This window comes from Enterococcus sp. CWB-B31, assembly GCF_020567645.1.
Classification (GTDB): Bacteria; Bacillota; Bacilli; order Lactobacillales; family Enterococcaceae; genus Enterococcus_L.
The window spans coordinates 141,375-155,040 of sequence record NZ_JAJDJW010000001.1 but is presented as its reverse complement, the minus strand read 5'-3'; the positions used below and the strand labels follow the sequence as shown (position 1 = coordinate 155,040).

Here is a 13,666-nt window from a genome sequence, read left to right as displayed (position 1 = left end):
TATTCCAGAAAAATATATTCAGTTACCCATACACCCCTATTCTACTATCTTCTTCCAGCGAATAACACCTTTTGCTTTTATTTATAAAAACGGACAGAAAAAATATACTTTACCTCGTTTAAGATAAAAAAAGAAGGGGCTATGACAAACACTCATGAGGGTTTTTGCCCTCATGAGTGTTTGTCCTGACCTCTTCGTTCATCCGCTTACTTTGCACGCTTCAAATACGTACCTTCCTGTGTATTGATTTCCAGCTTCTCCCCAGATTCAATAAAATCAGGAACGTTAACAACCAGTCCTGTTTCCATTGTTGCAGGTTTACCGGAGCCTGTTACAGTTGCACCTTTGATAGACGGCTGCGTTTCTGTCACAGTTAATACAACAGTTGTCGGCAGTGTAACACCAATTACTTCTGATCCATAAAACTGAATTTTTACTTCCATGTTTTCCAACAGATATTTCAATTCCTCTTCAATAGAGTCAGTTGGAATTTCGTATTGCTCGTAGGTTTCCAAATCCATGAAAATTGCCATGCTATCCTGACTGTATAGATACTGAGCAGGTTTTGTATCAATATGCGCTTTTTTCACTTTATCATCTGGGCGCATTGTCGTTTCAGTTGTGGCACCTGAACGAACGTCCTTCAGCTTCATACGCATTACGGTGTTTCCTTTACCAGGTTTGTGATGGCTGGCTTCCATTACCTTAATTAATTTTCCGTCTTGTTCAAACGTCATGCCTGACTTAAGATCACTGATTGCAATCATTCTATCATTTCCTCTTTTCTAAAAAATAATCTCCACTCATTGTAGCAAATTACAGACCGTTAATCTAGGGAATATACAAAGAGAACGTGAAATTCTCATGACTGGATAAATTATTTTCTCCTATTTCTGGAATTTTCAACTGTTTCCAACAGAGTTTCACCTGCTTCCACATCCCTCAGTCTTTAATTTCCCTTATAGTAATAAAGGCAGATTATTTCAGGAATTTCTGCTGCAGAAAGGCACTCCTTCAGTAATTGATTTCCCACTTCAATTTCAAACGCTGCTTCCCTATTTTCTCTAAAAAAATATAGCCCAAACCTGAATAAGCAAGCTCCACAAGCTGCCTCTTCGGAAATAAATCAAGCAATCTTCAAAATATGAGGAGTTCCAGGCCCTTCACCGAGCAGGTAACAGGACTTCATCTACTCTGCTAAAGCAATCCTAGTGAAGACTGTCAACTCTCGTATGTTTTATACGTAGAAGTTGATGTGATTGAAGCGCAGCGGAGTGTATCAATTCTCAGCTTCAATTCAAACAATCTGACTATCTATCACAAACCTCTCTATAAATATTTATAAATTCTTCGCCGATCAGCTTGAACGATCCTTCTTTCTGGTTCATGGATAAAAAACAACATCACCAATCTAAAAATATATTACTACTCTCTGCTTAATAATTATCTTTTCAGCTCTCTTAGTGCCAGCGCAAAGTTGCCGACTGTGGCACTTCCATTTTCAGATATTGCCGGATTCACGATATAATTGTCCAAATCTGGAACATCAACATAGCCATTATTCAGCTCTGTAAAAATTGAGCGGACTTTTTTCATCAAATAATCCTGCTGCATAACACCTCCACCAAAAATAATTTTTTCCGGTGAAAAATTCAGTCTTGTATTGAAAGCCAGCTGTGCGATGTAATAGGCTTCGATCTCCCAGATAATATGTGTTTCATCCACTTCTTCCCCTTTTATTCCTGTTCGGGCTTCCAGACTGGGACCTGAAGCCAACCCTTCAAGGCAATCTGCACCATGGGAAGGACACACTCCTTCAAAATCCATGTCCAGAGGGTGGCGTTTAACAAAAACATGACCCATTTCCGCATGAGTAAGACCTCCAATAAATTCCCCATTTTGGATGGCTCCGCCGCCTATTCCTGTTCCTACAGTAAAATAAACACAGGAGTTAGATTCAACTGCTGCCCCTTTCACGTATTCACCAAAAGCGCTGGAATTCACATCTGTTGTCAAAAAAATAGGGACGTCGAAATGTTTCCTCAATGCCTTCAGAATATTGAATCCTCGCCACTCCAGTTTAGGGGTAGCCAAAATCTTTCCATAATCACTGGAATCAGGATTTACATCGACCGGACCAAAAGAACCGACGGCAATTGCTGAAACGGTATGTGCCGAAAAAAATGCAGCAACCTTTTCCATTGTCTCTTCTGGATTACCAGTAGAGAACACAACGCTCTCCTGGACTTCAAAGTCAGTGTTCCCAACTGCACAGACAAACTTTGTTCCACCTGCTTCAATACTGCCTAATAAAATATCACTCATTTTTTATCCTCCATTTTCTAAATAATTACTACTATTATCTATACGGAAAAGTCTAGACATTTACTCTATTATTTTAACGTAAAAGAGTTCAGCTGTCCTGCTTTTTTACAGATTCAACAAGTTTTCTTTGTCTTTGAGACTTATTGCCATGCATTTCGCTTCACTCCGTACTATACTTAAAGAAAATAAAGAATGAGGTGAATAAAATAATGACTATCTATGATTTTGAAGCGACACTGGCCAATGGGGAAACGTACACATTGGATAAATATCGCGGATAACCTATGATTATTGTTAACACTGCGACAAAATGCGGATTAGCTCCTCAGTTTGAGCAATTAGAAAACCTTTATACAACCTATAAAGATAGTGGATTAATTGTACTGGGCTTTCCTTCAAACCAGTTTAAGCAGGAAGTGGAAAACAGTGAGGAAGCTGCTGAAGCCTGCCGGATAACTTACGGTGTAACATTTCCCATGCATCAGATTTGTCATGTCAACGGTTCAGAAGCATTGCCTCTTTTCAACTATTTAAAAGAAGAAACCAAAGGCACACTGGGCAGTGCAATCAAATGGAATTTCACTAAATTCCTAATAAATAAAGAAGGGACGGTCGTGAAGCGTTATGCACCACAGACAAGTCCTGAAAAAATGGTTGCAGATATTGAGAAAGTATTGGCTTAAGCTTTCCTTATTCTTGGTTAAGTGAAAAAATCAAAAAAATGTACTTGATACAATGAACGGAATATTTAGGGCATATCTGAAAACTATTGGGGAAATAAGTTTTCAGACGCCCCCTAATATAACTGTATTTAGAAGTTGGCAGGGTTTTACAACTATCTGCAGCAAAAAAATAGTTTAGGCATTCAAGCTGTAATGCAGCTTCTTTTAAAATAAATACTGTTTCCACAAATTTTCTTGAAATTATTAGGCTGAACATGTGCTTGTTCCTAAAGAAATAATTATAATTTTTACAGCAACAGCCCTATCAACACCACTGCCAGTCCAATCTGGATAAGTCCGACAGACAAACCAAAAATCAAAAAACGCTTACCTTCTTTAAAAAATTTTTGGAAATCCAATCTCAGCCCAATCGCTGCCAGTGCTGTGATTTCAACCCAGCTGCTGATAAAATGTGCACCTGATGCCAGCTGTTCAGGCAGATGAACCAAACTGTTGAGTATACAGCAAATTAGAAAGCCCAGCACATACCAGGGAATCGGCAGCTTTTTTTTTACAACTCTTTCCGCTGCGGTATCCTCACTTGGGCAAGCAGCAATCCTTCCAAAGATATAGACAACAACAACCAGCAACATAATGCGCATGATCTTAAACAGCATTGCCAGCTGAGCACTCTCTTCATTAATCATACTGGCACTGGCGACAACCTGCCCCACTGATTGCAGTGTTCCACCAATCAATGCACTTCTCCGCAAAAGATCACTATAGTAAAGAGCTGTTCCTATCAGCGGCAGCAGCAACATCATCACCGTGCCCAATAAATTAACCAGTGTAATAATCTGTCCTTTTTCATCTTCTTTTGCATGAATGACCGGTGCAATCGAAGCAATTGCTGAAGAACCGCACACCGCATTACCGCCTGCCATCAACAGTACCATACTTTGGGAAAATCCGAGTTTCTTCCCGATAAACAACGTCCCGCAAATCGTTCCTGTCATAATCAACAAAATAAACCCGACACCCTTAAAACCAATTTCACTGATTGTCTGAAAGGTAACAGTGATTCCCAAAAGAACTACTGAAATTTCCAACAGTCTGCTCTCTGAAAATTTCGTTCCCGCTTCTAATTTTGGCTGCTTAAACAATGTATTTCCTAATAATATTCCCAGTAAAATAGCAATAGTGGCAGCTCCAAGTGTCGGCAGCCAAATAGCCGCTATCTTGCTGAGCAACGCAACTGAGAATGCAACGCCCAATCCAGGCAGTATTTTCTGTATACCATGTCTGCTGATAAACCTGCTCACTTTAAAATACCTCCTGATGTTCTCAATAATCCTATTATACACATTTCATTCCCATTTAGAATAAGCAGTCTCAGAGAATATTGTTTTTAGGACTGCAAAACAAAAATATCATCTGCTGAGTAACCAGAAGTTTGGAAACTCAACAAATGATCCATTCATTCTAATTAAAAAATTTTTTTCTATATCTATCAGTCTATTTTTTATGAACTGCTTTTCTGCCTACAATCACAGAAATAATCAACGCAATACAAACCAGTACGATAAAGATAAACAATGTCGGTTTATAGCTGTTCATCATTTGATGAACTGTTGACAGTAAAATAGGTCCTACAATCCCGGCTGCTGCCCATGCAGTAAGGATGTAGCCATGAATCGCTCCCAGTTCTCTTGTACCGAAAACATCGCCGATATACGCCGGAATAATTGAAAAGCCTGCACCGTAGCAAGTCATAATCAAACAAATCAGACCTACAAATAAAATAGGTGCTCCGGAAAGATAAAGAGTTGTTAAGGCTGCTGCATTAACAATGAAGACCATCGTAAAGACTTTCGGCCGGCCAAACCTGTCTGAAAGAGTTGCCCAAAACAAACGTCCGAGACCGTTGAAAATTCCCATAACACCAACCATTGCTGCAGCTGTCTGATCAGACATTCCAATCATTTCCTGTGCCATTGGGGAAGCTGCTGAAACGATTCCCAAGCCGCAGGTAATATTTAAGAATAACGTCAGCCAAAGCATCCAGAAATTAGATGTACGGAGAGCTTCATTTGCAGTAAGACCTTCTCCTTCAGTTTGGATCGGCTGTCCAGCCTGATTTTTCTCCTGATGTTGAACCATTCCCTGAGGTGTCCAGCCTTTAGGCGGCTTCTCAAGATAACGTGAAGCAATAAACATAACAGAAAAATAAAGAGCGCCCAAAATATAAAACGTATTGGAGACACCAACTTTTCCCATTAAGAACTGTGCAATCGGACTGGTTACCAATGAAGCAAATCCAAAGCCCATGATAGCAAGCCCTGTTGCCAACCCTCTGTGATCCGGAAACCAGCGAACCATTGTTGATACCGGAGTCACATAGCCCGATCCCAAGCCAATTCCGCCAATTAAGCCATAGGAAATATACAGCATTGGCAAGGACTGAACCTGAATTGCCAACCCTGTCAGCGCTATCCCAGCTCCAAAGAAAATAGATGCGACCATCCCCGTTTTTCTGGGACCATAATGCTCAACAAATTTCCCCATAAATGCTGCCGATGTTCCTAAACAAAAAATAGCAATGCTGAAAGCAAACGAAATGGATGTTGCTGACCATTCAGTCAATGCATTAATCGGTTTTGTGTAAATACTCCATGCATAGGCAGAACCTATGGATAAATGAACAGATACACCTGCTAAGGCAATCAGCCACCGATTTTTCACTTTATTCACTTACAAACCTCTCCTTATCCTTGATATACTTTTGTCATAAACACATTGACTCTGGTTTACAATTCGACATCTTACTGACAGTAGGTCTTTTATTTGAAGAACGTACGTGACAGTAAACTTGAAATCATTATCCCATACTCCACTGAAATAGTCTCCCAGATTGGTAAAATAATTGATATGCTTTTTCGAATAAAAAAATTAACCGATTTCATCCTCCTTTTTTTCTGGACCTCTTCGTTCAAAACGACTCTTTGAATTTACCCCCAATTTTAGAAACTAATGCAGAAAATTATTGAACTAACAGTCTTTCGAAGCGTAGTTTATTTGTTTAGAAAACAGCTTCCGTAACTACTGATATAATAGGGTTTTTAGTGAAAAATGAGGGGATTCAAAAAAAGACTCCTCTTAACTTAACAGCTTGCTCTCAGTATTGATCTTTTCACCCATTCTTCAATAAGCTGATCATCAAAATACCCATAGTTATGCAAGAAGCTCCAAGGATAATCGCTCTTCGTTCCTTTTTACTTTTGTCAGGTTTAAATACAATCAGTCCTGCAAACAATGAAACTAAAACAGCAAGTTGAGAAATGGTAAAGCTTTTCCCTACCCCAAGACTTGGTATAACTAAAAACAGACTGACATTTGCGATGCTCCAGGCTAAACCAGTTGTCATATTTCTGAGAATGTACACTCTGTTCATTATTTTTATCTGTGATAAATTCATTAAATATGAGGCAGTAAACATTCCAATTGATTGGGGAAAAATAATTGCTTCTCCAGATATATCAAAAAATCTGGGCAAAATAACATACACTGTCAAGGTCAGAGAAGAGAGTAACAATTTCAACAGCGGCTTCTTTTTTAGACCTGCTTGTTCTTCCCCCTTCTTTTCATGGTAATTTGTCAAGTATATTCCAGTTATAATAATTCCAATGCTTAGTAGTCCTACAGCTGTCATCGCCGCATTTGACCATTCATTGAAAAAAACAGCCGCCGCAATTGTCGTTCCAATTAATTGGGTACCATTGGAAATGGGCATCGCTTCTGAAACCGGTAAATCTATAAAGGAATGGAATTGCAGGTATTGTCCCCCTGACCAAAAGGCTCCAGATAGAAAACCTGTTATAAAAACAAGTTCAGTCCACTCCGGTTTTATCCATAAAAAAAAGCCAATACCGAACAGTAAAGCAGTTGTTGCTGTTCCTAATAACTGCTCATTAGGTTTTCCTTTGCTGAGTTGAGCAATCACAGGCATCAAACCCCAGCCTAAAGCAGGAAGCACTGCCAGAAAAATCGTCATTTATTTCCCTTCTTTTCTAAGAAAAAGCCTTATTATATATGTTCATATACCATAATAAGACTTTTTCTGATTTTATTTGCTTATATTTGATAATCCAGAAAGAGTACATAAACATGATTTTATGAAGAAACAAACCTGAAAAATAATTATATTCCAGTTTTCAGGCAGTCCTAATTCATATCTTCACTTCCATCTGTTAAAGTCAACATCAGCCATTGTTAAAAATTTGGAAACATCTGCTGATTATAGGCAATCTTTTAGCTGGGTCTTGAGATTTTAAGTATTTAAAAATGGCTCTATTTTTCCGTTTTTCGGAATCTGGATTATAACGTGAATACCGGATCATGGGGAGTAACAAATTTTCTGCTGTTCTTTATCTCCCCTTGCTGTCTGTCTGGTGTTACAACAATTAATGTGTCATCTTTCCCCCGATCTTTTAATAAAGAGAGATTTATTTCAGCAATCAAGTCACCTTTTTGAACTCTTTGTTCGTTGGAAATCACCAATTTAAAAGGATATCCTTTCAAATCAACAGTATCAATCCCCATGTGAATCAATATGACTTCCCCTCTATTACCCGTTAAAGTTATCGCATGCTTTGTCGGAAAAATATTAGTGATAGTCCCGTTACATGGTGCAAAAACTTTCCCGTCATGATTAACTATGGCAAAACCATTTCCCATCATTCCAGAAGCAAAAACTTCATCTTTTACTTTGCTAATTGGTATCAGTTCTCCTGCTGCAACTGCATTTAATGTTTGTTTTCTGCTAAATAAACCCAATCTATGCACATCCTTTTATGCCAAAGTTGGCCAGTAGTCTTTATTTGCCTCAATCATTTCATCCAATACCAGTTTAGCGACTCTGGCATTCGGCACCGTTTGATTCAACGTAAAAGCCTGCAAAGCTTTTTGATACGAGCCTTCAAAATATGCATCTACTAAAAGCTTTTCTGCAGCAACCTGCGCTTCCATCAACCCTTTATGAAAATCGCAAATCGGTTTTCTTAACGAAACAGGTTCAGCGCCTGTTGCACCGACATAGGCCGGAACTTCTACTACTGCATCTGAACGAAGATTGGGAATTGCTCCCTGGTTCGGTACAATCAACATAAATCTACGATGTTCGTCATTTAGTATAGAGGTTGCCATATCAACAATGTATTGACCATGCTCCCCAAAATTAAAATTTAAAACATCCTCAGTAACGCCCAAACGTATTTTCTCAGCCATCTCTTTAGTATTCTTCTCTCGTCCATCCATTACCATATTTGCGCGTGTATAGTTTTTATCCGCATGTTCAACGACCATATCAGGATATAAATAATATTCTAAATAGTTGTTGGGAATATTCGTCGGAAAATTTTTAGTAATCACTGACATCATATTAAATGCTTCCTGCCACGATTGATCCCCTGCATTAAAATCAGCAACCTTCATCGTCTGAGTCTTCAATTTCTCAATAATTTCCGGCATCACATCCCGCCCCAAAGATTTATCATAAATCTCTGTATACCAGCCGAAATGATTCAATCCATAATAACCAGGTACCCATTCTTTACGATTATATCCATAATTATCTGCAATTGTTTCTTCTATTGAGATAGTCATGTCACAAGCGTTAATCATATTAATTTCCGGATATTGACGACGAACAGCTTCTGAAACAATGGATTCCGGATTCGTATAATTTAGAATCCATGCTTCTGGTGCAAACTGCTGTACATAGCCAACAATCTCAAGCAACCCTCTCATAGATCGCATTCCGTAAGCAAAACCGCCTAAACCGCATGTTTCCTGTCCTACCAAATCATATTTCAAAGCAATTTTTTCATCCTTTTCACGCATTTTCATACCGCCCACACGAATTTGTGAGAAGATAAAATCACAGCCTGTAAATGCCCGCTGAGGCTCTTCCGTTGATACCAGCTTGACCTTTGAATGTCCTTCTTTTTTTAACATAAAATCAATAATCAGATACATATCCTCATTACGTTCTTTATCAATATCATATAAACGAATTTCTGAAATCGGTAATCTGTCCGCATTGTTTAATACAGCTTGAATAATTCCTGGTGTATACGTGCTTCCGCCGCCTGCTATTGTAATAATCTGCTTTTTACTCATTCTTAACTTCCTTCCTCACTGTTCCAATAATTTAGTAAATTCTGCCATCACATAGGTTACTTCCAATCCGATAATGACTTGATAATTTTTTTCTGTCGGCTTAATAATACCGCTTACCCCGATTTGTTTAATACGCTGCTCATTCACAAGATCAGAGTCTTTTACTTCTACCCGTAAACGTGTATTACAATTGTAAGCATCCTCGATATTTCCTGATCCGCCAAAGGCATCCAGCATTTTTTTTGCCATATATTCATAGTTCTTACTGGACAATGACAACGCCTTTTCCTCTTCTTCAACACGTTCAACGCCATATTCTGTTGCTGCTTCACGACCTAAGGTTGAGATGTTTTTCTTCTTTATAACAAAATAAAAAGTAAAATAGTAAAGACAAAAGAACACCAGTCCGATCGGGATAATCAGAATAGCATTTGTAGCAATTCTGAAATTAATGAGGTAGTCAACAATACAGGCGCCAAAAGTAAAGCCGATTCGAATATTAAACATATAGCAGACCATTCCTGCCAGTCCAGCAAACAAGGCATGAATAACATACAATAATGGTGAGACAAACATAAAGCTGAATTCAACTGGTTCAGTTATGTTGGCGATAAATGAAGTGGCTGCACCACTTCCCATAATCCCTTTTACCATTTTTTTATTCTCTTTAAATGCTGCATGATAAATGGCCAAACAGATAGCCGGTACACCAAACATCATAACTACAAAGAAACCTGACAAAAACAAGCCTGCCTGTGGATCTCCATTAATAAAACGAGTCATTTCACCTCTGAACACATCACCTGAAGGAGAAACATATTCTCCTAAATCATAATAAACATAAGTATTTAGTACATGATGAAGCCCAAACGGAATCAATAAACGATTTAAGAACATAAATATCCCTACACCAAAAGCACCCATATTTACAAGCATTTTGGCAAAATTGTCAATTCCCATTTGAATAATTGGCCAAATAAAACCCAGAATCACTGCAGAACCTGTCTGTAAAATCATGACCATAGTCAGCGGAAATTTCTCACCGGCAAAATAGGAAAATACCATTGGCAACTTTTGTTCTTTAAAATGATTATAGGTCCAAGCTGCAACTAACCCCGAAATAATACCGCCAAATATCCCCATTCCTATCGTCGGGTCCATAATAGCTAAGCCCGCTTTTAAAGTTGCAATTGCCAAAAATCCAGTTAACGCGGGTATCCCTTTATCTTTCGTCTTAACAAACCCCAAAGTAACTCCTATTGCAAATAAGATATCCAAATTACCAAACACTGCATTCCCTGCAGCTCCCAGAACTGGAATATTCAGCATATCATCTGCCGATACTCTGAGAATTAACCCGGCAAGCGGCATAGCTGCTACGGGTATCAGCATCGCTCTTCCTAATTTCTGGATATTTGTTTTAAAATTTAACATTTTTTATTTCCTCCTCGCTGTTTATAAATCCTTATAAGTAATCAGTTCTATCTCCTTGTCTGTTCTCACCGTTTCGGCAAAATCAGAATGAATTAGAAATTCAACTTGGTTAACTCTTGAACGCACAAAGCTTGAGCCATTCAATAATTCCTGATCAATATAGGCGGCATGACACATAATTTCTGTTGTTCGTGCTGTTCTCAGTTGGTCAAGCAGTTTTTCGAGGTATTCTTCCATAGACTCCTCAATTTGCCTTTCTGAAAAATCTTCTGAACCAACATCATCAAAATACCTTTCAAAATAGTCTACGTGCTTCACCTCATCTTTCCGTTCAAAATTCCCCCTTACCGGCAACTCATATTTTTGAGCCAAAGCAACAACAACCTTTTGATTTCCTCCAAACGTATGGGTATGATGGTGACTATCAAGATGTGTCGGTGTAATCCCTGCTGCAAAAACCTTTTGAATTTGCGCATTCCATTCCTGATACAATTCTTCTTCATCAATCATAAAAGGCTGCTCATAAAAATTTAGAGGCTTAAAAGAATCTCCATCTACAATCGTTTGCAGATTTTTCAGAATCGGCTTCCCGCAGGTTAATGTTAAATGTACACCTACTCCCAGCTCCGGAAGCTGCTTTTTAAGCTCAACTGCTTGTTCAAATCCCGGCATATTTGCCATTAGGGTTGTCGATGTCAAAACCCCCTTTTGATACGCATCAATAATTCCATAATTCACCCCTCTGCTGTAACCAAAGTCATCTGAATTAATAATTACTTTCCCCATCTTTTTCTATCCTTTCAATAATAAAAATAGCCCCACTAAAAAGCTCAAACGTCTTTTTAATGAGGTTGTGCCTGCTTAAAGTAACACCCTGCGTCTATTTAATTCTCCCTATATGAATAGCTAAATATGCCGTTTCATTCTCTTGCATATTTACCTGATACTGCTTTTTAATTTCATCTGTAATCTTAGCGGCCAATTTATAATACTGGCTTTTTTTGAATGATGAATCAAAAAATTCGAACGATTCTTCTTCTGATAAAACTTCCTGATAAATCAGCCTCTTCGCTAAAAACTTCAAATGGATTAATAACCGATTATAAGAAAGAGAATTTTTATCCAATTTCATTCGACTTTCGATTTCAATTAAATTTAGAGTGAAGCTTGTAATTTCCATAATTTTTAAGCCGTTCAAACTATTTTTTTCACCCAGCTCAGAATTAATGATATGCATCGTAATAAATCCAACTTCGTTATTTCCCAACTCGGTCTCATAGCGTTGATTTAATTTTTTTACAATATCTGTTGCCACCTGAAATTCATCTGGATAAAGAAGTTTCATTTCCGGGAGCATAATTGCAGTTACCTGCGAGTCTTCCTTTTGCCTTTGAATAGCAAAATAAATATGATCTGTCAAAGTAATATATATACTGCTGTTCAACGGAATATTGATTTTCATTTTGATATATGAAATCATCTCCTCCGCAAATTCAATGTATTCCAGCGGAATCTGCGAGACCAGTTCGCTAAACATTTTAATGTTCTCTTTTGAGTCAAGGGTAAAAAATTTATCTGCTGTTTTTTCATCAAAAATCTCACCGGATTTTGCAGAAAAGCCGATTCCTTTTCCCATAGCAATTTTTTCTATACCATTTTCTTCAATCAGCACTGCGTTATGATTAATTTTTTTCACTATACATTGCATGAGTTCTGCCCCTCTTTTCTGAAATTTGAAAATGAAAAAACGACCTAAGGAAAATAATTTCTCCTTAGGTCGTGCCTAATCGAATTAGTAACACCCTATCTACGCCTATAATCTACCATTAAATGAGAGCGCTGTCAAATATTTTTCGTTGAAATTGGAAGATACCTTCCTCAAAAAAGTACAGCTTTCACCAATACCAAACAACTTTGATTTAAAGCACTTTTCTTATTATGTTTCGCTATACCCTTATATGTTAAGTATTATTGTAAACAATGGAGAAGATTATTGATGAAGGAAAAGTAAGAAGTTGTTCAAATAAAACTAGAAAAACAACGCTTGATCAAAGGCTGCGTTTACTGCTAAAGTTGCCGTGAGAATTAAATTGTAACAACAAGATATCTTTCTTTCTAACAGTGCCCGTCAGTATCTAATACAAACTGCGTTAAAAGAGCTGCCCTTTCATGTTTCTTAATTATGTAAAAGAGGAATCATGGGAAACAGTGATCCCATACACTTTTTCTCTTGTTTTCCAGCTTTTTTTGATATAACAACGCCTTCCATCAAAGCGAAAGGTCGGTATATTTCTTTGTCAAATCAATAAAACAGAGAGTCGAAAATAAAGAACAAATAACACATATTATCTAAACGCTTCAGAATCAAAAAAACAAATCAGGAACAACTGAAAATAAATAAGGAATTGACGGATGAAGTTACTAAGAAAGATCAGTTTATAAGCCTGCACATTGGAAAATAATATGCCAAAGCTAGTGGGGTTCTAAACATGGGCTTAAAAATATATTGTGCCGAACGGCAATCAGCTAGAGTTGGAGATGGAGGAACTATGTATTACAGGAAAATAGATAGTGAACTGGAATTTTTTAATTTAATCATTAGTATAACTTTGAAAGAGAGATAGCAAAATAGCTAAAGCAGATATGCTGTTCCAAAAAATTGAAATGTTAAAACAAGATTATAAAGATCATTTCAAAAAAGATATCCCTGAGAAAATAATCAGAAGGGGGAATCCATTAAACATACTTGATCATCATGAAGAGTTAGAAGAGGGGGTAAGAGCTATGGATAGCGAAGTTAAAAACACAATTGCAACTAATACTCCTGTCACAGAATTATCTGACGAAGGTTAGAACAGATTGATTTTTTAACATTTGAACCTTGCGAGCTTTGAGTACTTTTTCTATACCCAACGAAAGGTTATCATGCTGAACAGGATTTTGGGAGACATTCAAAACAACATAGCTCTAAAACATGAAGACTACAAGCAAGGCATGAAGTACTGTTTTATAGACATTCAAAACAGCATAGCTCTAAAACCCAATAACACCAGTAATAACGTTAATAC

11 protein-coding genes, 1 pseudogene and 1 CRISPR repeat array (1 of these 13 running past the window's edge) are annotated in these 13,666 nt (G+C 37.6%); of the genes and pseudogenes, 2 read left to right on the top strand and 10 right to left on the bottom strand.

The features are described 5' to 3' along the window. Positions 1 to 206: 206 nt before the first annotated feature. Both efp and scrK read right to left on the bottom strand, forming a co-directional pair. Positions 207 to 767, bottom strand: a complete 561-nt coding sequence (gene efp, locus LI954_RS00630; protein WP_202067910.1) for an elongation factor P — start codon at positions 765 to 767, stop codon at positions 207 to 209. A 676-nt stretch (positions 768 to 1,443) separates the two neighbouring features. Beyond that, a complete protein-coding gene (scrK, locus tag LI954_RS00625; protein WP_229443209.1) occupies positions 1,444 to 2,325 on the bottom strand; it encodes a fructokinase ScrK in 882 nt (293 codons plus the stop codon). 209 nt (positions 2,326 to 2,534) lie between these two features. Between scrK and LI954_RS00620 the strand changes: the two are divergent. After that, positions 2,535 to 3,008 (top strand): annotated as a pseudogene (locus tag LI954_RS00620) (glutathione peroxidase). A 287-nt stretch (positions 3,009 to 3,295) separates the two neighbouring features. Here the strand turns inward: LI954_RS00620 and LI954_RS00615 are convergent. From LI954_RS00615 to LI954_RS00580, 8 genes are all read right to left on the bottom strand, one after another. After that, on the bottom strand, positions 3,296 to 4,309 hold the full coding sequence (locus LI954_RS00615; RefSeq protein ID WP_229443208.1) for a YeiH family protein: 1,014 nt from the start codon (positions 4,307 to 4,309) through the stop codon (positions 3,296 to 3,298). A 193-nt stretch (positions 4,310 to 4,502) separates the two neighbouring features. Then, positions 4,503 to 5,738, bottom strand: coding sequence for an OFA family MFS transporter (locus LI954_RS00610; protein ID WP_229443206.1), 1,236 nt, complete (start codon positions 5,736 to 5,738; stop codon positions 4,503 to 4,505). Between the two features lie 439 nt (positions 5,739 to 6,177). Beyond that, a complete protein-coding gene (locus LI954_RS00605; protein ID WP_229442079.1) occupies positions 6,178 to 7,038 on the bottom strand; it encodes a GRP family sugar transporter in 861 nt (286 codons plus the stop codon). Positions 7,039 to 7,361: 323 nt separating this feature from the next. Continuing rightward, the gene (locus tag LI954_RS00600) at positions 7,362 to 7,820 is read right to left on the bottom strand and encodes a PTS sugar transporter subunit IIA (RefSeq protein WP_202067916.1); all 459 of its coding nucleotides are present in this window, start codon (positions 7,818 to 7,820) and stop codon (positions 7,362 to 7,364) included. Positions 7,821 to 7,835: 15 nt separating this feature from the next. Beyond that, positions 7,836 to 9,164 carry a maltose-6'-phosphate glucosidase gene (locus tag LI954_RS00595; RefSeq protein WP_229442080.1) on the bottom strand — a complete coding sequence of 443 codons (1,329 nt, stop codon included), beginning with the start codon at positions 9,162 to 9,164 and terminating at the stop codon, positions 7,836 to 7,838. Between the two features lie 15 nt (positions 9,165 to 9,179). Continuing rightward, positions 9,180 to 10,598 carry a PTS transporter subunit EIIC gene (locus LI954_RS00590; RefSeq protein ID WP_229443204.1) on the bottom strand — a complete coding sequence of 473 codons (1,419 nt, stop codon included), beginning with the start codon at positions 10,596 to 10,598 and terminating at the stop codon, positions 9,180 to 9,182. A 21-nt stretch (positions 10,599 to 10,619) separates the two neighbouring features. Further along, positions 10,620 to 11,384 (bottom strand): carbohydrate deacetylase, encoded by a 765-nt coding sequence (locus LI954_RS00585; RefSeq protein ID WP_229442082.1) that lies wholly within the window; start codon positions 11,382 to 11,384, stop codon positions 10,620 to 10,622. Positions 11,385 to 11,478: 94 nt separating this feature from the next. After that, complete coding sequence (locus LI954_RS00580; protein ID WP_229443203.1) at positions 11,479 to 12,306, bottom strand: PRD domain-containing protein; 828 nt, start codon at positions 12,304 to 12,306, stop codon at positions 11,479 to 11,481. A 956-nt stretch (positions 12,307 to 13,262) separates the two neighbouring features. Here LI954_RS00580 and LI954_RS00575 point away from each other — a divergent pair. Next, positions 13,263 to 13,451 carry a hypothetical protein gene (locus LI954_RS00575; RefSeq protein ID WP_229443202.1) on the top strand — a complete coding sequence of 63 codons (189 nt, stop codon included), beginning with the start codon at positions 13,263 to 13,265 and terminating at the stop codon, positions 13,449 to 13,451. A gap of 85 nt (positions 13,452 to 13,536) precedes the next feature. Further along, positions 13,537 to 13,666: direct repeats of the CRISPR family, unit length 36 nt (it continues 632 nt past the right edge of the window).

What these genes read in the sequence shown, in the direction of transcription:
- LI954_RS00605 (WP_229442079.1), bottom strand. Translation starts at nt 7,038, where the DNA reads ATGACGATTTTTCTGGCAGTGCTTCCTGCTTTAGGCTGGGGTTTGATG.
- LI954_RS00575 (WP_229443202.1), top strand. Translation starts at nt 13,263, where the DNA reads ATGTTAAAACAAGATTATAAAGATCATTTCAAAAAAGATATCCCTGAG.
- efp (WP_202067910.1), bottom strand. Translation starts at nt 767, where the DNA reads ATGATTGCAATCAGTGATCTTAAGTCAGGCATGACGTTTGAACAAGAC.
- scrK (WP_229443209.1), bottom strand. Translation starts at nt 2,325, where the DNA reads ATGAGTGATATTTTATTAGGCAGTATTGAAGCAGGTGGAACAAAGTTT.
- LI954_RS00595 (WP_229442080.1), bottom strand. Translation starts at nt 9,164, where the DNA reads ATGAGTAAAAAGCAGATTATTACAATAGCAGGCGGCGGAAGCACGTAT.
- LI954_RS00580 (WP_229443203.1), bottom strand. Translation starts at nt 12,306, where the DNA reads ATGCAATGTATAGTGAAAAAAATTAATCATAACGCAGTGCTGATTGAA.
- LI954_RS00585 (WP_229442082.1), bottom strand. Translation starts at nt 11,384, where the DNA reads ATGGGGAAAGTAATTATTAATTCAGATGACTTTGGTTACAGCAGAGGG.
- LI954_RS00590 (WP_229443204.1), bottom strand. Translation starts at nt 10,598, where the DNA reads ATGTTAAATTTTAAAACAAATATCCAGAAATTAGGAAGAGCGATGCTG.